The 17,957-nt window shown below is 60.2% G+C and carries 19 protein-coding genes; 11 read left to right on the top strand and 8 right to left on the bottom strand.

Features of this window, described 5'->3' with window-relative positions:
* Positions 1–6 precede the first annotated feature (6 nt).
* From ACR0B5_RS07835 to ACR0B5_RS07825, 3 genes are read right to left on the bottom strand one after another with little or no spacing between them, the layout of a single operon-like run.
* Positions 7–486 carry a DUF6505 family protein gene (locus tag ACR0B5_RS07835; protein ID WP_480539706.1) on the bottom strand — a complete coding sequence of 160 codons (480 nt, stop codon included), beginning with the start codon at positions 484–486 and terminating at the stop codon, positions 7–9.
* Positions 486–1,181 carry a biotin/lipoate--protein ligase family protein gene (locus tag ACR0B5_RS07830; protein ID WP_480539704.1) on the bottom strand — a complete coding sequence of 232 codons (696 nt, stop codon included), beginning with the start codon at positions 1,179–1,181 and terminating at the stop codon, positions 486–488. The genes ACR0B5_RS07835 and ACR0B5_RS07830 overlap by 1 nt, the downstream gene beginning before the upstream one ends.
* Positions 1,178–2,239 carry an Mrp/NBP35 family ATP-binding protein gene (locus ACR0B5_RS07825; RefSeq protein WP_480539703.1) on the bottom strand — a complete coding sequence of 354 codons (1,062 nt, stop codon included), beginning with the start codon at positions 2,237–2,239 and terminating at the stop codon, positions 1,178–1,180. Before ACR0B5_RS07825 ends, ACR0B5_RS07830 begins: the two co-directional genes overlap by 4 nt.
* Positions 2,240–2,347: 108 nt before the next feature.
* Between ACR0B5_RS07825 and ACR0B5_RS07820 the strand changes: the two genes are divergently transcribed.
* The gene (locus ACR0B5_RS07820; protein ID WP_480539701.1) at positions 2,348–3,076 is read left to right on the top strand and encodes a c-type cytochrome; all 729 of its coding nucleotides are present in this window, start codon (positions 2,348–2,350) and stop codon (positions 3,074–3,076) included.
* Here the strand turns inward: ACR0B5_RS07820 and ACR0B5_RS07815 are convergent.
* A complete protein-coding gene (locus tag ACR0B5_RS07815; protein WP_480539699.1) occupies positions 3,070–5,025 on the bottom strand; it encodes a 4Fe-4S binding protein in 1,956 nt (651 codons plus the stop codon). The genes ACR0B5_RS07820 and ACR0B5_RS07815 overlap by 7 nt on opposite strands.
* Positions 5,026–5,287: 262 nt before the next feature.
* Between ACR0B5_RS07815 and ACR0B5_RS07810 the strand changes: the two genes are divergently transcribed.
* The 10 genes from ACR0B5_RS07810 to ACR0B5_RS07765 all read left to right on the top strand — a co-directional run bounded on the left by ACR0B5_RS07810 (position 5,288) and on the right by ACR0B5_RS07765 (position 14,466).
* A complete protein-coding gene (locus ACR0B5_RS07810; RefSeq protein ID WP_480539697.1) occupies positions 5,288–5,842 on the top strand; it encodes a DUF3305 domain-containing protein in 555 nt (184 codons plus the stop codon).
* Entirely contained in the window at positions 5,839–6,411 is a 573-nt protein-coding gene (locus tag ACR0B5_RS07805) for a DUF3306 domain-containing protein (protein WP_480539695.1), read from the top strand. The genes ACR0B5_RS07810 and ACR0B5_RS07805 overlap by 4 nt, the downstream gene beginning before the upstream one ends.
* A gap of 3 nt (positions 6,412–6,414) precedes the next feature.
* Positions 6,415–7,026 (top strand): TorD/DmsD family molecular chaperone, encoded by a 612-nt coding sequence (locus tag ACR0B5_RS07800; RefSeq protein WP_170551332.1) that lies wholly within the window; start codon positions 6,415–6,417, stop codon positions 7,024–7,026.
* Between the two features lie 58 nt (positions 7,027–7,084).
* Positions 7,085–7,273, top strand: a complete 189-nt coding sequence (locus ACR0B5_RS07795) for a ubiquinol-cytochrome c reductase iron-sulfur subunit N-terminal domain-containing protein (RefSeq protein WP_170376587.1) — start codon at positions 7,085–7,087, stop codon at positions 7,271–7,273.
* A gap of 133 nt (positions 7,274–7,406) precedes the next feature.
* Positions 7,407–10,301, top strand: a complete 2,895-nt coding sequence (locus tag ACR0B5_RS07790; RefSeq protein ID WP_480539693.1) for a formate dehydrogenase subunit alpha — start codon at positions 7,407–7,409, stop codon at positions 10,299–10,301.
* 16 nt (positions 10,302–10,317) lie between these two features.
* Positions 10,318–10,914, top strand: coding sequence for a formate dehydrogenase FDH3 subunit beta (gene fdh3B, locus ACR0B5_RS07785; RefSeq protein ID WP_170376582.1), 597 nt, complete (start codon positions 10,318–10,320; stop codon positions 10,912–10,914).
* Positions 10,915–10,985: 71 nt separating this feature from the next.
* Positions 10,986–12,191 carry a formate dehydrogenase subunit gamma gene (locus tag ACR0B5_RS07780; RefSeq protein WP_480539690.1) on the top strand — a complete coding sequence of 402 codons (1,206 nt, stop codon included), beginning with the start codon at positions 10,986–10,988 and terminating at the stop codon, positions 12,189–12,191.
* Entirely contained in the window at positions 12,192–13,454 is a 1,263-nt protein-coding gene (locus ACR0B5_RS07775) for a c-type cytochrome (protein WP_480539688.1), read from the top strand. It begins immediately after the preceding gene.
* Between the two features lie 13 nt (positions 13,455–13,467).
* Entirely contained in the window at positions 13,468–13,593 is a 126-nt protein-coding gene (locus tag ACR0B5_RS07770; protein WP_256439764.1) for a hypothetical protein, read from the top strand.
* On the top strand, positions 13,594–14,466 hold the full coding sequence (locus ACR0B5_RS07765) for a substrate-binding domain-containing protein (RefSeq protein WP_480539686.1): 873 nt from the start codon (positions 13,594–13,596) through the stop codon (positions 14,464–14,466).
* Positions 14,467–14,505: 39 nt separating this feature from the next.
* On the opposite strand, the gene ACR0B5_RS07760 is transcribed toward ACR0B5_RS07765, so the two are convergent.
* The 4 genes from ACR0B5_RS07760 to ACR0B5_RS07745 form a co-directional block, all read right to left on the bottom strand.
* A complete protein-coding gene (locus ACR0B5_RS07760; RefSeq protein WP_480539684.1) occupies positions 14,506–15,321 on the bottom strand; it encodes an ABC transporter substrate-binding protein in 816 nt (271 codons plus the stop codon).
* A 20-nt stretch (positions 15,322–15,341) separates the two neighbouring features.
* The gene (locus ACR0B5_RS07755) at positions 15,342–16,076 is read right to left on the bottom strand and encodes an ATP-binding cassette domain-containing protein (protein WP_480539682.1); all 735 of its coding nucleotides are present in this window, start codon (positions 16,074–16,076) and stop codon (positions 15,342–15,344) included.
* Positions 16,069–16,782 carry an ABC transporter permease gene (locus ACR0B5_RS07750; protein ID WP_480539680.1) on the bottom strand — a complete coding sequence of 238 codons (714 nt, stop codon included), beginning with the start codon at positions 16,780–16,782 and terminating at the stop codon, positions 16,069–16,071. The genes ACR0B5_RS07755 and ACR0B5_RS07750 overlap by 8 nt, the downstream gene beginning before the upstream one ends.
* A 160-nt stretch (positions 16,783–16,942) precedes the next feature.
* Entirely contained in the window at positions 16,943–17,932 is a 990-nt protein-coding gene (locus ACR0B5_RS07745) for an ABC transporter substrate-binding protein (protein ID WP_480539678.1), read from the bottom strand.
* Positions 17,933–17,957: the final 25 nt, after the last annotated feature.

Raw genomic sequence — 17,957 nt, 5'->3', positions numbered from 1 at the left:
CGACCCTTAGTCTTCAAGTGAGCCATGAACCGCCAGCGCCTCGAGCTGGGTTTCTTGCGGAGTGATCACGCGGAAGGCTTCATGCACGCCGCTTTCGGTCAATTCACGCGCAACGGTGAGCAGAGTGTTGGCGGCGTGCTCGTCGCATAGCTCGGACATATGGTCTATCTCCGATTGCGCCACGCCCATCGCGGCCTCGACCGATGGTGCACCGTAGAATTTCACGAAATGCTCAGCCAGATATTCGACGATCTGCTCCTTTTCAGCCGGTTCGATCTGGGTGACAGCCACAAAGGTCACACGCCCGAAGGTCTCTAGCCCCAGCCAACCATTGGCGAAGGCCTGACGGGCTTTGCCCTCCAGATCACCCTGCCCCCAGTTCGAAAACTCAAACCCACCCGAGACGCACCATTCCCCCGTGCGCGCGGGCGAGTGGAACACGTTCATGTCGCTTTCGTCGAAATGTATCGCGCGGGCCAGTTTCATCAGGTCGCCTCCAATAGGTTTGTGAGCGGGCGCAGGTGAGTCTCATCCTTGTCGCGGATCAACATGCCGAACCGCTCGTCCGTGCCAAGGAACACGCCCTGCCCCTCAATCGGTTCTCCGACGCCGCGCAGAAGGCCAAGCCATTCGCCGTGTAGCGGTGCGTTGCCGTCTTCGGACCAGCGGTTGAGCCATGTCAGCATATGCCGCGACCAGCTTTCCACCAATTGGGTTGCCGAAACCTCGGCGCAGCCCTCATCATAGAGCGCGGTGACGTCCGGCGTCTGGCCGGGCGCGTCGCTGGTTTGCAGCAGTACCAATTCCCACCCGACGACCAGCCAGTCGGGTATCTGATCGGGATCGCTGGTCGACGCGGCAACATGGAACTGCCCGCATTTTGCACCGTTCACGCAGATCAGGCCATCCCAGCCCAGATGCACCGCTACTTCTGGCGGTGCCAAGGCGCCCAGCGCGTTCTGAAACCCGACAGCGCAGAGCGGCAGCATCGCCATGGCGTCCTGCAAGGCGACCTCGGGCGCGAAAACAATGGCCGCGCGCAGGCGATCGGCCTGAATATTGTACACGACCGAGCCGGAATCGCAGCCCAGCGCCGCCATGGCCTGGGCTTTTTCGAATGGGTCTTCCCCACCATTGGCGGGATGACCTGTCAACAGAGGGGGAAAGACCGGTTCGCTCATGCGTTGCCTTTGGCGATCAGGTCGCGCGCGATCTTGCGGAACGCGTCGGCCTGTGGGCTGTCGGGCTTGCTGACCACGATGGGCGCCCCCCCGTCCGCGGCCATCCGGATATCCAGATGTAGTGGGATTTCACCCAAGAGCGGCACGCCCAGCGCCTCCGCCTCGGAGGCGACACCGCCATGGCCAAAGATATGCTCCTCATGCCCGCAGTTGGAACAGATATGGGTCGACATGTTTTCGATCATACCGAAGATCGGTGTCTTGAGCTGGTTGAACATGTCGATCCCCTTGCGGGCGTCGATTAGCGCCACGTCCTGCGGGGTTGAGACAACGATGGCCCCATCCACCTGGAACTTCTGGCTGAGCGTCAGTTGCACGTCACCAGTACCGGGCGGCAGGTCAACGATAAGCACGTCCAGAGCGCCCCATTGAACCTGGTTCATCATCTGCTGCAGCGCACCCATCAGCATGGGACCGCGCCAAACGACCGCCTGCCCTTCGTTGGTCATCAGACCCATCGACATCATGGTGACGCCGTGATTGCGCAGCGGCAGGATCGTCTTGCCATCCGGGCTGGCCGGGCGTCCAGAGACACCGAGCATCCGGGGTTGCGACGGGCCATAGACATCCGCGTCAAGCAACCCGACACGTCGCCCCTCGGCCGCCAAGGCACAGGCGAGGTTCGCGGATACGGTCGATTTCCCGACACCGCCCTTGCCGGAGGCAACGGCGATAATACGATCGACACCAGACACAGCCTGCGGACCAGTCTGAGAGGGCTTTGGTTTCGGCTTCAGATCCGGCGGAGCCTTGTCGGAATGCGCGGTCATCATGGCCGACACTTTCGAAACCCCTTCCACCATCTGCGCGGCCTGCTCAGCGGCGGCGCGCACAGGCTCCATCCGCTCGGCCTGTTTGGGGTCGATCTCGAGCACGAAGCGCACGGTATCGCCTTCGACATTCAGGGCGCGCACAACGCCCGCGCTGACAATATCCTGACCGGAAACCGGGTCAGTGATCTTTTTCAAGTTCGCAAGAACCGCGTCACGGACACTCATGCCATCGTCCCCATAACCTGCACCATCGCATGGTTGCTTTTCATTGCATGTGTCTCCGTCTCTTTTCGTTCATTTGACGCATTTGCCTTTTGGCGATTAGGCTTGGGCATGCGCTTTTTCCTTTTGTGCCTCAGCCTGACGCTCTCCGCCACCCCTTCCGGGGCGCAAGACGCGATTGGCTTGGCCAGCCCGACCGAAGTTTCGAACTCAGGCCTTTTGCAACATATTCTTCCGCGCTTTTCACTCAAGACCGGGATACGGGTAATCAGCGATGCTGAGGGCGTTATGGCGTTGAATACCGGTGCCGAGGGCGATCCGGTCTTTGCACGTGGCGAGATCGTCTATCACCTGCGCATTCAGAACGATCCGAAACAGGAGCGGTTTCGTGACTGGCTGCTGTCGGATATCGGCAAGCGCACGATCGAAAGCTTTGCTCCGGATCAAGGCCCGCCCTTCAGCGCCAGTTTCGAGGTTGCCAGCGCCGAGGCCTCTGAAGTCATCGACGGCAATACCGCATTGGGTGAGGCGCTTTCGATGACCCATTGCGGCCGCTGCCATGTGATCGGCCCGCAGAACCGCATGAATGGGCTCGGTTCGACCCCCTCTTTCGCCGTTTTGCGCACGTTGCCAGATTGGGATGAGAGGTTTCAGGCCTTCTTCGCCCTGAACCCCCACCCGGCCTTTACACAGATCGAAGGTCTGACGCCCCCCTTCGATCCTTCGCGTCCGTCGCCGATACACCCTGTTGAGATGACGCTGGACGATCTGGACGCCATTCTGGCCTTTGTCTCGGTCATCAGCGCAGCGGATCTCGGCGCGCCGCTGCAGCATCAATGATCCTTCCGTTTTGAGAAATAGTCATCCGTCGTTACAACCTTGGGCCGCGGATTGGACTGGAACGGATTGTCCTGCATGTTGAACTGCGCGCCCACCCGGCAATTGTCGCACATCTGGATCATCCGCGCCTGCTCGGACGAGGCAAACATCGGGTGTATCCCCGACAGCTTCTCCATGACCCGCTCAACCGTAGACTTCACGCCAAACGGGGCACCGCATTCGACACATTCAAAGGGCTCTTCCTCGTTCAGCACCTGCTGAGACAACGCGGCATCGCTCAGGTCCAGTTGGGGAACCAGCGCAATGGCATCCTCGGGGCAGATGTTGCGACACAGACCGCATTGCAGACAAGCGTCCTGCTGGAAGTTAAGCTGAGGTTTATCCGGGTTGTCGATCAGGGCCCCCGATGGGCAGAGCGACACACAGCTTAGGCACAGCGTACACGCATCCGTATCCACCGCGACGGCCCCATAGGGTGCGCCTTGAGGCAAAGCCAGAGGCTCCTCGGCCTTAGGGTTCAGAGCCTGCGCTGCCAACCGGGCGATTTGTCGACGGTTGCCCAACGGCAGAACCGGATCGGTCAGTGCCGCCAGTACCTCTTGCGCATAGAGCAGATCGCTCATCGCATCCGGGTCGGCCTCATCAATCAGTCCAAGCCCCGCGTCCGGCGCGATCGCCTGTGCAAGCTCCAGCTCGCGGTCCAGCGCGTCCCGCTCGGTCGTGGGGGCCAGCAGGATGTCTACCCGCGCAAAGCCGTGGGCCAAAGCGGCCAGCATCTCGGCGTGGCCGAAGCCGGAAATGACACTCAACTCCATCGGGATAACATCGGCGGGAAGTCCACGTCCGAACCGCGCGACAAGACGGATCATCTCGGCCCCGTGGGCGTCATGCACCAGCAGACGCGGCGCGGAGCCTCCAGCCCGGCGATAAGTTCGAGCCAGGACATGCATCCGTGACAGCACCGCCGACACAGGCGGGTCTTCGTAAGTTATTGCGGTCGAGGGGCACAGTGCAGCGCAAGCCCCACAGCCCGCACAGATCATGGGATCTATGGCAACATGCTCTCCGGCGGGCGTGATGGCCCCGGTCGGGCAGATATCGAGGCAATTGGTACAGGCCACCTGCTCGGCCCGCGAATGGGCACACAGAGTTTCCTCAAGCCGTACATAGAGGGGTTTTTCGAACGTCCCAACCAGCTGCGCTGCATCAAACGCCAGTTTGGAGACGGCCAGTGGGTCGCGCGGGTCAGCCCGCAGATAACCCTCTCGCTTGGCCGGAGCTTGAACCAGTGGCGTGTCTCCGGTCACATCAATCAGGATGTCACAGGCCGACTGCGCCCCGTCACGCGGCTCGGTCCAGCCAAATGCGCCACGACCACCGGGCGCGATCTGCTGCAACCCGTCGATCCGCAGGGCAAACCCACCCAATGCGCCCGCGACCGATCGCACCTGCCCCCGCACCACATCAGAGCTGCGGCTGATGGGCGAGGTCTCATCACCCGTGACAACAGTCACCGCCAGCGTGGTCGACAAACGCTCGGCCAGATCAAAGGCGACCTCGGCCGGACCAACGATACAACAGGTCCCCTCGCTGATGACATCAACACTGGGCGAGATGGGCATGGGCACCAACGCCTCGGCCGCCAGGGCCCCCATCTTGGGGGCAGCGTCACCCGATTGGTCAGACCAGCCCGCGCGGTCCCTCAGATCAACAAAGGCGGGTGGCTCAACCTCAAGATCCTCGGCCAGATCGCGGAACACCTCCTGCTCCTGCCCGCAGGCGATCAGCAGTTGGTCATCCCCCTTCATAAACTCCGCAACGACACCCAGCTCTCGCGTGCAAAGGGCGGTGTGTGTTTTACTGCACTCCAGCTCGGTGGCCGCGCCGATACGGTCGGCATCCACCTGCTGCGAGCCTTCGCAGTTACATAGAATAAGTTTGGTGGCCATGTCCCTCCCCCGGACAGCTTCCTGACTTGTTACCTTAGATGGTATCGCTCGGCTGGCAATCCAGTCTTTGTCAAACACCACGGATCGCACATTAAATTCTTTGGGAGCGCCTGTTTTTCCTGACACAAACGCTCGGAATTTCACTTGTTAAACTTTAGTCGTACAAGAGGTTTTTCACGCGATTGAGACTTGGCAGAGCCGCCCTATGTGTACCATAGTAGACCTAGGGTAAGGCAGGGGAGAGCCTTACGGGGAGGAGCCAGTGGCCAAGGCCGCAAGCCGTATTGAAATGCCTGTTGGCGTCATCGTGCGCAAAACACCCGGCGTTACTCGCTGGGCGAAGTGGAACTGGCGCGCGGTTGCCGTGCTGCCCGGCGCTGGCCCTGCTGATTGGGTCGAGCTTCGGCGCGAAGGCGACGCGGTGGAGTATCACGCCGCCACCCTGCCCCTAACCCTCTGGGCCGATGAAACCGAAGCTTACATGGTCAACCTCTCCGATGGTCAGCCTTCCGTTTATCTGGTTCTTCGCAATGATTTGGACGGCAACCGCCCGATGGAAGCGGCGTTGATCACCGCCTCTCCGTTCGAGGGGCAGGATTACGCGGATACTGGCGAGGAGATCGTTGAGAAAATCCCAATGACCGAAGGCCTGATCGCCTGGGTTCGGGATTTCACCTTGGAACACCACCGGGATGAGGTTTTCATCAAGCGCCGCCGTGACAAGAAGCGGACGGACCTTGTGGAGGACGGCAAGGGGGATGCGCGTATTCGGCAAACCTCGGACGTCTACCGCGCACCGAGGAAGGTGCTGCAATGACCCAAGCCCGCGATTTCTGGTCCCGCCGCAAGGCAGCCGTTCAGGCCGAAACCGAGGCCGAAGCGATCGCGGCGGAACAACAAACAATTGCGGCGCAACAGGCCGAGCTGGAAGAAAAGAGCGATGCCGAAATTCTGGCCGAGTTAAACCTGCCCGACCCCGATCAGTTGCAAGCTGGCGATGATGTGTCGGGCTTCATGGCTAAGGCAGTCCCCGACCGCTTGCGCCGCCGCGCCCTGCGTCGGCTTTGGCGGCTTAATCCTGTATTGGCCAATGTGGACGGGCTGGTCGACTATGGTGAAGACTACACCGATGCCGCTTGTGTGATCGAAAACCTCCAAACCGCTTATCAGGTCGGCAAAGGGATGTTGGCGCATATTGAGGCTTTGGCAGCCGAAGAGGATGAGCCTGAAATCGACGCCCCCGAGCCTGTCGAGGAAGAAGAACCCGCCGCGCTCGCCGAACCTGAACCAGCCCCGGAACCGATGGCTCTGGCAGCAGCGGAAGAGCCTGAGGACGAGCCATATACCCCGGCCCCGCGCCGCATGAGATTTGAATTCGAAGGATAACGGATGACCGCAAGCAACGCGCAACACATGGATATCTCGGCCGAGGATCGGCTGCGCGCGGATTTCTACAACTTCCTGGGCCTACTGCTGGCTGGCCCGCCGGATCAATTGCTGTTGGATCAGATGGCTGGTCTAAGCGGCGATGACACTGATCTGGGCCAGGCCATTCAAGCCATGGCACGGGTGGCCAAGGTGACCAAACCCGCCGCAGCAGAACGCGAGTTCAACGCGCTGTTCATCGGATTGGGGCGTGGAGAGCTACTGCCCTATGCCAGCTTTTACCTAACCGGGTTCCTGAACGAAAAACCTCTGGCTCAGTTGCGCAATGACATGGCCGTGCGCGGCATCACGCGTGCCAAGAACGTGTTCGAGCCCGAAGATAACATCGCATCACTGATGGAGATTATGGCTGGCATGATCGTGGGCCGGTTTGGAACCGCTGCCCCGCTCGACGATCAAAAAGCGTTCTGGAACAAACATATCGGCCCTTGGGCCGCACATTTCTATTCGGATTTGGAAGCAGCCGAAGCTTCGGTTCTCTATGCCTCGGTCGGGACGGCCGGTCGGGTGTTCATGGAGATCGAGCGTGAGGCATTCCGAATGACGGCGGCATAACCCGCCACTCACCAGCGCCCAAGGCGGCGCTAGATCGCAAATGGGAGAGGAGACACCCATGAGCAAGACCAAGGAAGAAGGCGCAACCCGCCGCGACTTCCTCAAACTGGCCGGAACCGCAGCGCCCGCTGCTGTCGCCGCAGCCAGCCTGAGCGGTCAAGCCGAAGCAGCCGAGCTGCCGACGGACGAGACCCGCATGCAGGACACCGCGCATACCCGCGCGTATCTGGAAAGCGCGCGCTTCTAAGCCGCCTCGACCCCGCCCGGCCCAGCCGCCGGACGATGTCATCTACCCGACGGACGGTTGCGATTGGCCCTGATGTCGGTTCGCGAAGTACCAAGCCAGCCGTGGCTGACACGGCGCGCAAGGGAGGAAAACAATGCTTAGGAAAAAGACCAACGGGGTTGCGAGACGCCCCCAGCGGACAAGTATCCTGTCCCAGGTCGGCGAGAAAACCGTCGATCGCCGCGCATTCCTGCGTGGCTCGGGCCTGACGATCGGCGGCCTTGCCGCGATCAGCGCCACGGGTGGAACCGTGACGCCTGCCAGTGCCCAGACAGCGGCAAACCAAGCCGTTGAGAATATCAAATCCGTCTGCACTCACTGCTCGGTCGGCTGTACAGTCGTTGCCGAAGTGCAAAATGGTGTCTGGGTCGGGCAAGAACCCGGCTGGGACAGCCCGTTCAACCTGGGTGCGCACTGCGCCAAGGGCGCCGCGGTCCGCGAACACGCCCATGGCGAGCGCCGCCTGAAATATCCGATGAAAAAGGAAGGCGGCGAGTGGAAGCGCATCAGCTGGGACGAGGCGATCAACGAGATCGGCGACGGCATGATGAACATCCGTCAGGAATCCGGGCCGGACAGTGTGTACTGGCTGGGTTCTGCGAAGCACAATAACGAACAAGCCTATCTGTTCCGCAAGTTCGCCGCCTACTGGGGCACGAACAACGTGGACCATCAGGCCCGTATCTGCCACTCGACCACTGTTGCGGGCGTTGCAAATACATGGGGCTACGGCGCCATGACCAACTCGTATAACGACATGCACAACAGCCGGGCCATCTTTATCATCGGTGGCAACCCGGCCGAGGCGCACCCCGTCTCGCTGCTGCATATCCTGCGCGCGAAAGAGCAGAACAACGCGCCTCTGATCGTCTGCGATCCGCGCTTTACGCGCACCGCCGCGCATGCGGATGAATATGTCCGCTTCCGTCCCGGCACCGACGTCGCATTGGTCTGGGGTATTCTGTGGCACATCTTCGACAACGGATGGGAGGACAAAGAGTTCATCCGCACCCGTGTCTGGGGTATGGACCAGATCAAGGAAGAGGTTGCCAAGTGGACCCCGGATGAGGTCGAGCGCGTCACCGGTACACCCGGCTCGCAGCTGCGCCGCGTCGCCCGGACCATGGTGAACAACCGTCCCGGCACCGTTGTCTGGTGCATGGGTGGCACTCAGCACACCAACGGCAACAACAACACCCGCGCCTACTGTGTGCTTCAGCTTGCGCTCGGCAACATGGGCACCACGGGTGGTGGCACCAACATCTTCCGCGGCCATGACAACGTTCAGGGCGCGACAGACCTTGGTGTTCTGTCCCACACCTTGCCCGGCTACTATGGCCTGTCGAAAGGTGCATGGGGTCACTGGGCCCGTGTCTGGGGTGAAGATCCTGAATGGCTGGCCGGTCAGTTCGCCACAATCAAGGACAAGGAAGGCAAGGATAAACCGCTCCAAAACGAGCGCGGCATCCCGGTCTCCCGCTGGATTGACGGTGTTCTGGAAGACCCTGCCAACATGGATCAGGACAACAACGTCCGCGCCATGGTTCTTTGGGGCCACGCGCCCAACTCGCAGACCCGGATGACGGAAATGAAGACGGCGATGGAGAAGCTGGACATGCTGGTCGTGATTGACCCGTATCCCACCGTCTCGGCCGTTCTGCAGGACCGCACTGATGGCGTTTACCTGTTGCCAGCCTGTACCCAGTTCGAAACCCGTGGCTCGGTCACGGCCTCGAACCGCTCGCTGCAGTGGCGCGACAAGGTGGTGGATCCCCTGTTCGAAAGCCTACCGGACGAGGTCATCATGGCCAAGTTCGCCAATAAGTTCGGCTGGGCGGATCGTCTGTTCCGCAACATCGAGATGGACGACCCGGAAACCCCGAATGTTGAAAGCATCACGCGTGAGTTCAACTCGGGCCTCTGGACCATCGGCTATACCGGTCAGTCGCCAGAACGTCTGAAAAGCCACATGGCCAACCAGCACACGTTCGACAGAACCACGCTGCAAGCCATCGGTGGACCAAACGACGGTGAGTACTACGGTCTGCCCTGGCCTTGCTGGGGAACGGCTGAGATGGGTCATACGGGGACGCCAAACCTCTATGACATGTCCAAACCGGTGGCCGAAGGCGGCCTGACCTTCCGCGCCCGTTTCGGGGTGGAACGCGATGGTGACAACCTGCTGGCCGAGGGGGTCTATAGCGTTGGATCGGAAATTCAGGATGGCTATCCCGAATTCACGATGCAGATGCTGATGGATCTTGGCTGGGATGGCGATCTGACGGCTGAGGAACGCGCGGCGATTGACGCTGTTGCGGGGCCAGAAACCAACTGGAAAACCGACCTCAGCGGCGGTATCCAGCGGGTCGCGATCGCTCATGGCTGTGCGCCCTTCGGGAACGCAAAGGCACGCGCGGTCGTCTGGACCTTCCCGGATCCGATCCCACTGCACCGCGAGCCGCTTTACACGAACCGGCGCGATCTGGTGGAGGACTATCCAACCTACGAGGACCGTCAGGCCTATCGTCTGCCCACCCTTTATGCTTCGATCCAAAAGAACGACTTTTCTAAGGATTATCCGATAATCCTCACGTCGGGTCGTCTGGTCGAATATGAAGGCGGCGGCGATGAGACACGGTCCAACCCGTGGCTGGCCGAGCTTCAGCAGGACATGTTCGTCGAGATCAATCCGCGCGATGCCAACAACCTTGGTATTCGGGACGGATCGCAGGTCTGGGTCGAAGGTCCTGAGGGCGGCAAGGTCAAGGTGATGGCGATGCTGACCAACAGGGTCGGTGCCGGCGTGGCCTTCATGCCATTCCACTTTGGCGGCCATTTCCAGGGCGAGGACCTGAGGGAGAAATACCCCAAAGGTGCCGATCCCTATGTGCTGGGTGAAAGTACCAACACCGCCCAGACCTATGGCTATGATTCAGTGACCCAGATGCAGGAGACCAAAGCGACTCTCTGCAAGATCTGGTCAGCGTAAGGAGGAGAAGAAAAAAATGGCAGCAAGAGCAAAATTTCTCTGCGACGCTGAACGCTGTATCGAGTGCAACGCCTGTGTCACCGCGTGTAAGAACGAACACGAGGTGCCATGGGGCATCAACCGCCGCAGGGTGGTAACGATCAATGACGGCAACCCGGGCGAACGCTCGATCTCGGTGGCCTGTATGCATTGTTCTGATGCGCCTTGCATGGCGGTGTGCCCGGTCGACTGCTTCTATCAGAACGAAGAAGGCGTCGTCCTGCACTCCAAGGACCTGTGCATTGGCTGCGGCTATTGCTTCTACGCGTGCCCCTTCGGCGCGCCGCAATATCCGCAGGCGGGCAACTTCGGATCGCGCGGCAAGATGGACAAATGTACCTTCTGCGCCGGCGGCCCCGAAGAAACGCACTCGACCGCAGAGTTCGCCAAATATGGTCGCAACCGGATCGCCGAGGGCAAACTGCCCATCTGCGCCGAGATGTGCTCCACCAAGGCCCTGCTCGCCGGTGACGGCGACGTCGTCTCGGCCATCTACCGCGAGCGTGTCGTCGCACGCGGGTTTGGCTCGGGCGCGTGGGGTTGGGGCACCGCCTACGATCAGAAAGACGGCTAATTCGTCTACATAAGAAACAGGTGACCCGCCAAGGTGGGTCACCTGCATTTGGCATTTTGACCGAGGTTCAGATGTTCCGTCTACTCTTCGCCCTTCTGTTCACCCTTGGGCTGACTCAGTTCGCCCTTGCCCAAAGCACCGCGACCGAGGCCCTTGCCGAGGACGCGCGCGTCTCGACTGGCGGTGCCACGACGCTCGAAGATATTCTGGCGCGACAGCGGGGCGAGAAAGTGGACAACGCCTACCGCTCGGAAAACACCGGTCAGGGAAATGTCGAGGGGCTGCTGGGCCAATTCGGAACAAGCGGCGTTGCCTCGGATAGCGACGTGTATCGGGCTATTCGTTTCGGTTCGGCAGATACAACGGTGTCGTCTCAAGGGCCTGCAGCTGGTGTCCTGATTCAGGATGGCGGCATGTGGTGGTGGAACTTCCGAACGGGTCCACTGCGTGAATACGGCAGCTACATCATTGCTGGAATGGCAGCCGTCATTCTGCTGTTCTTCCTGATCCGCGGGAAAATCCGCATTGATGGCGAAAAGACGGGCCGCACGGTTCTACGCTTCAACAGTTTCGAACGGTTCGGGCACTGGCTGTTTGCCGGATCGTTCCTGATCCTTGGGATCACTGGTCTGCTGACGCTTTATGGCCGCGACTTCCTGATCCCGATCTTCGGCAAGGAAGGCTTCGCGACCATCGCGCAGGGCTGTAAATGGCTGCACAACAACCTCGCTTGGGCCTTCATGCTGGGCTTGATCATCGTCACCGTGAACTGGATCGCCCATAACATTCCCAACAAAACCGACCTGAAATGGCTGGCCGCCGGAGGGGGATTGTTCACCAAAGGCAGCCACCCGCCCGCCAAGAAATTCAACGCGGGCCAGAAAATCATCTTCTGGGCCTGTATCCTGCTGGGTATCTCAATCAGCCTGTCCGGCCTGTCGCTGCTGTTCCCGTTCGAGCTGCCGATGTTCGCCAAGACTTTCTCGATCGCCAATTCCACGGGCATTCCGCAGGCATTTGGCTTAAACCTTCCCGTCCAGATGTCCCCGCAGGAAGAGATGCAATACGCCCAAGTCTGGCACGTCATGGTGGCCTATGTCTTCATCGCCATCATCATCGCCCATATTTACCTCGGCTCGGTGGGCATGGAGGGCGCGTTCGACGCCATGGGCACCGGCGAGGTTGAAGAGCAGTGGGCGCGAGAGCATCACTCGCTCTGGCTGGAAGAGGTGCAGGAAAAAGAGGCGGGCAAAGCAGCGGCCTCTCCCGCTGAATAGATGCGCTGGCTTGCCGTCGCGCTGGCCCTGATCCCCCTGCCCGCATGGTCCGAGTTCTTTACGCTCAAAGGCCATGGCGGGCCAATCATGGGCATCGCAACCGCACCTGACGGGCGGATCGCCACGGCCAGTTTCGACAACTCGGTTGGCCTGTGGTCGGATCAAATGCCCGAATGGTTGGAGGGCCATGAAGCCGCCGTCAACTCCGTGGTTTTCAACGGAACCGCCATCTACTCCGCCGGAGACGACTTCACTCTGCGCCGCTGGCCGGGCGGAGAGGTCGTGGGCAAGCACAAGGGTAAAATCGTGGGCCTTGCAGCCTCAAAAACCCATTTGGCAACAGCCAGTTGGGACGGCACGATAGGGTTGTGGCCGGTGGACGGCTCAGCGCCACAAATGCTGGGCCCGACTGGTGGCGGTGTGAACGCGGTGGTGTTTTCACAGGATGGAACCCGGCTGTTCTCAGCGGGCATGGACGGCAGCTTACGCGAATGGGACGTGGCCAGCGGTCAGGAAACCCGGCGCGTGGTCGAACATGGCTTCGGTATCAATGAGCTAGCGTTGAACGAGCAAGACGGCTGGATCGCCTATGGCGCTGTGGACGGCGGGACCCGTATCCGCGACCTTAGCACGGATGAAGAAAGGGACTTCACGCTGGACCGACGCCCCATTCTGGCGCTGGCCCTCAGCCCCGATCGCAGCCTGCTGGCTGTTGGGGATGGTGAAGGCTACATCATGGTGATCGACACGGTGGACTGGCGTATTGCCCAAGATTTTCGCGCCACGCTGCGGGGGCCGGTCTGGGCGCTGGCGTTCTCGGCTGACGGTCAGAACATCCATGCGGGCGGAATTGATGAGGCCATGTATAGCTGGCCCGTCGCCGCACTGCGGGATCAGGAGCAGATGGCTGCGCCTGAGCCCAGCTTTTTGAAAGACCCCGACCAGATGAGCAACGGCGAACGGCAATTCGCCCGAAAATGCTCGATCTGTCACAGCCTGACACCTGACGGGCAACGCCGTGCAGGTCCGACGCTTTATGAAGTGTTCGGACGGCAAGCCGGAACTCTGCCCGGTTATTTCTACTCGGAAACGCTGCAAGACTCTGATATCATTTGGAATGACGAGACTATAAATGCCCTTTTCGATGAGGGGCCGGATCACTACATTCCAGGATCAAAGATGCCGATGCAGCGGATCACGCAAGAACAGGACCGGGACGACCTGATCGCATTTCTGCGCCGCGCAACGGTTGATCCGAACTGAATCGGAGGAAAAGATGAAAGCCTTTCTTGCCGCCGCAACTGCAATGGTCGTCATCACTGTTGCCGCCCCCTTTGCACTGAACCAAATCGGCTTCAGCGCGGAACAGGCGACCTCTGGCCCTGCTGTGCGCCTCGACTGAATGTCCGAATACCTGACGACGAAAGAGCTGGCCGACCTGTTGCGGATCGGCGAGCGGAAAGCCTATGATCTCGCTTCCTCGGGCGAGGTGCCTTGCGTCCGCGCCATGGGCAAGCTGCTGTTTCCCCGCTCCGAGGTGATTGCATGGCTCAACGCGTCCCGTTCTGGTCCGCAGGTGGCCGAACCGCTCCTGCCCCCAATCGTTGCCGGCAGCCATGACCCACTGCTGGACTGGGCACTGCGGGAGAGCGGATCTGGCCTCGCGACCTACTACGATGGCTCATTCGACGGGCTCAGTCGCCTTGGTAGTCGCAGCGCGCAGGCAGCGGCGCTGCATATCCATGAGGATGGCGGCTTCAACATCAAATCTCTGCGCGATACTTTGGGTGAGGCCCCTGTGGTTCTGATCGAGATTGCGCAGCGACAACGCGGGCTTTTGCTGTCTCCCGAGGCCTCGGACATTGCGGGTTTTGCCGACCTCAGAGGCCGCCGCGTCGTCCTGCGCCAAAACAGCGCCGCCAGCCAACGCTTGTTTGATACCGAACTCACAACCCATGGCCTGACCCGAGACGACTTGACCGCCCTGCCCACCTGCGCCCGAACTGAGGAAGAGCTGGCCATCACTCTGCACGACAACAAGGCCGAGGCCGGTTTTGGTCTGGGCGCATTGGCCAGCCTTTACAACCTGCGCTTCGTCCCGACCCACTCGGAACGGCTGGATCTGGCGATCTGGCGGCGGGCTTATTTCGACGAGCCGATGCAGAAACTATTGCGCTTCATACGCACGGATCAGTTCGGCACCCGTGCCTCTGAATTTGGCGGGTATGACCTGACCGGCTTGGGCCAGGTCCACCACAACGGCGCCAGCGGTTAACACGCCCTCTTTTCAAGAATACGCTCAACGCGGACCAACTTACTGCGCATTTGGGAAAAACACCTGCTGCCCTTCTAGCCTGAAGTCAGCAATCGCCGCCTGCCCGTCCGGCCCAGTCAGCCAATCAATGAACCTCTGCCCGGCATTGGCGCGCGTTTTCGGATGCCGCTCGGGATTCACCAGGATCACACCATATTGGTTGAACAATCGCGGATCGCCCTCGACCAAAATCTCCAGATCGCCTCGGTTGCCAAAGGACAGCCAAGTCGCCCGGTCGGTCAGCGCATAAGCCCCCATGCCGCTGGCGATGTTCAGCGTGGCCCCCATGCCGGAACCGGTCTCGCGATACCATTCACCCGATGCGGTGGTCGGGTCCAAACCGGCATCCGCCCAGTGGCTCATCTCGGCCTTATGCGTTCCACTGTCATCCCCGCGTGAGGCGAATACGGCCTCTGCCGCCTCGATCGCAGACAGCGCGGAGAGGATATCCGCCCCACCTTTGACGCCCGCCGGGTCCGATTTTGGCCCGACCAGAACAAAGTCATTATACATCAGATCCAAACGCTCAACGCCCCAACCATCCGCAACGAACTTCTCTTCCGCAGGTTTGGAGTGGACCAGCAGCACATCCCCGTCGCCATTCAACGCATTGCGAATGGCCTGACCGGTGCCAACGGCCACGACGCGGACATCAATGCCACTTTCCGCCTCAAAGCCCGGCAACAGATAGTCCAGCAACCCCGAATTCTGGGTCGAGGTGGTGGATTGCACCACGATAAATGGCTCTTCTGCTGTGGCTATGCCGGTCATCATCCCAAGCCCAAGCGCCGCTGCGCGCAAAATTGCCCGTCTCATCACATGCTCCAATGTTTTTGTTATGTAACCAATGCACCCGAGAGATAGCGACGTGATGCGTCGCTTTCTGGGGCATCCAGAACCTGTTTGGCCGGTCCGTGTTCCACCACACGCCCGCCCTGCATCATGACTATATCCGCAGCCAACCGTCGCGCCTGTCCGATATCATGTGTCACCATGACGATCCGCACACCACGCGCTGAGGCCCGCAGGATCATGCACTCAATCATCTGTACAGCGCTTGGGTCCAGTGCGCTGGTCGGCTCGTCCAGAAATAGGGTCTCGGGGGTCATGGCTAAGGCCCGTAGGATCGCCAGCCGTTGCGCCTCCCCACCCGACAAAGACCGCGCGGACTGGCGGGCTTTACACTCAAGGCCCCCTTCGGCCAACAGCTCGGCAATCCGAAGTTTGCGCGCGCGACGCGCGAGCCCCTGCCGTTTTAGCGCGAAATCCAGATTGGCGGACACCGATCGGCGCAGAAGAACGGGCTGCTGGAACACCATCGCCTGCCGCGCTGTATGAGAGGCATTCAGCGGAGTGCCATCCTGAACAACCCGCCCCTGATCTGGTGAGATCAACCCATGCAGACACCGCAAGAGCAGGCTTTTGCCCGCCCCGTTCGGACCCAGCAACAGTGTTGGACCAGGTCCGTCCAGCGTCAGATCGGCCACATCCAACAAGACCTGTCCGTTGCGTCGGATGACCAGATCGCGGACCTGCAGGGACTGTGTCATCTCGAAGGTCAGATCACGCATGGCGCAACCCATCTCGTTCGGCGCGGAGGCTGGCAGCGCTGACCATGGCGTTCACAGCCACCGCGATACCGATCAGGATCGCCCCCAGCGCCAGCGCCAAAGCCAGATTCCCTTTCGAGGTCTCGAGCGCAATTGTCGTCGTCATGACCCGCGTTACGTGATTGATGTTGCCGCCAACGATGATCACGGCGCCGACTTCGGCAATGGCACGTCCGAACCCGGCCAGAAGCGCGGTGATCAAAGCCAAGCGCGCATCCCACAACAACACCGGAACCGAGGCCAAACGCGACACTCCAAGTGAACGGAGTTGTTCTGAATATTCCTCAGCCAGCATCTCGACCACTTGCCGGGTCAGCGCGGCGACGATGGGCGTGACCAAAACCACCTGCGCGATGATCATGGCGGTGGGCGTATAGAGCAGTTCCAACACTCCCAAAGGTCCCGAACGGGACAGCATCAGATAAACCAGAAGGCCGACCACCACGGGCGGGAACCCCATCAGAGCATTCATCAGCACGATCAACGCTCGGCGACCGGGAAAGCGCGACACGGCAAGCGCCGCCCCAACGGGCATCCCAATCAGCGCCGAGATCAGCACCGCGAACACGGATACTTTCAGAGACAGGAAGACAATCGCCCATAGCTCTGCATCCCCATTGAGGATGAGAGAGAGGGCGCGATTGAATTCTTCTGCAAATTCTTGCATTTTATCCTTTTTGAACGCTACTAAGTGGATGATTTGCGTTAGTTTACAGGGAAATACTACTATAGATTCACCAAGAGTACATACACGAAACCGACAGTCAGAATAGAAAACGCGGCCCCGTTTTGGAACCGCGTCTTTGCGTCAGAAATGTCTGACTGGTTTAGTTCAGCGCCGCGTCGGTCACCTTATGGGTCCATGCCCCTTCCGGCTTCGCGGTGATGACCGGATCGGACCCACCTGCAAGCAGTGTACTCACCGTCCGCTCAAAATCAGCCGGGTCCAGCGCCCCGTTCGATCCTGCGGTCAGTTTAGCAATCTCGCCCATCATGCGTTTCTGATGCTCTTCGGTCTGCGCCCCGGTGGCGTCATTGTCGAGAACGATCAGAGCGGCCTCATCCGGGTTCTCTTCGGCATACTTCCAGCCCTTCATCGAGGCCCGCACAAAGCGCTGCATTTTCTCAACAAAGGCCTCATCGCTCAGATTTTCTTCCAGCACGTAAAGACCATCTTCCAGCGTCGCAACGCCCTGATCCTCGTACTTGAAGGTCACCAACTCATCCGGATTCACGCCTGCATCAATGACCTGCCAGTATTCATTGTAGGTCATAGTGCTGATGCAATCGGCTTGACGCTGCAGCAAAGGATCAACGTTGAAACCCTGCTTCAGCACTTCAACACCGTTTTCAGCCTTTCCACCTGTGTCGATGCCCAGCTGGCTCATCCAGCTCATAAACGGGAATTCGTTGCCGAAAAACCAAACGCCGAGGGTGCGGTTCTTCAGATCCTCGGGTGAAGAAATCCCTGCGTCTTTCCAGCAGGTCAGCATCATGCCAGAGCTTTTGAAGGGCTGAGCGATATTGACCAGTGGCAAGCCTTTTTCGCGCGCAGCCAATGCGGCCGGCATCCATTCGACGGTCACATCCGCACCGCCACCCGCGATCACCTGAGTGGGCGCGATATCGGGACCGCCCGGCAGGATGGTGACGTCCAGATCTTCTTCCTCGTAGAACCCCTTGTCTTTCGCGACGTAGTAGCCTGCAAACTGCGCCTGCGTGACCCATTTGAGCTGCAACGTCACCTCATCGGCGGCCAGTGATGCACTGGCGGCCAGGCTAAAGGCGGCAACCGCCCCGCTGAGTAGCTTTTTCATCTTCATCTTCTCCTTGTTACGAATT

The sequence above is a fragment of the Ruegeria sp. AG1 genome, from assembly GCF_056541705.1.
The sequence above is the reverse complement of the archived record's forward strand: the minus strand, read 5'-3'. Positions and strand labels throughout refer to the sequence as shown.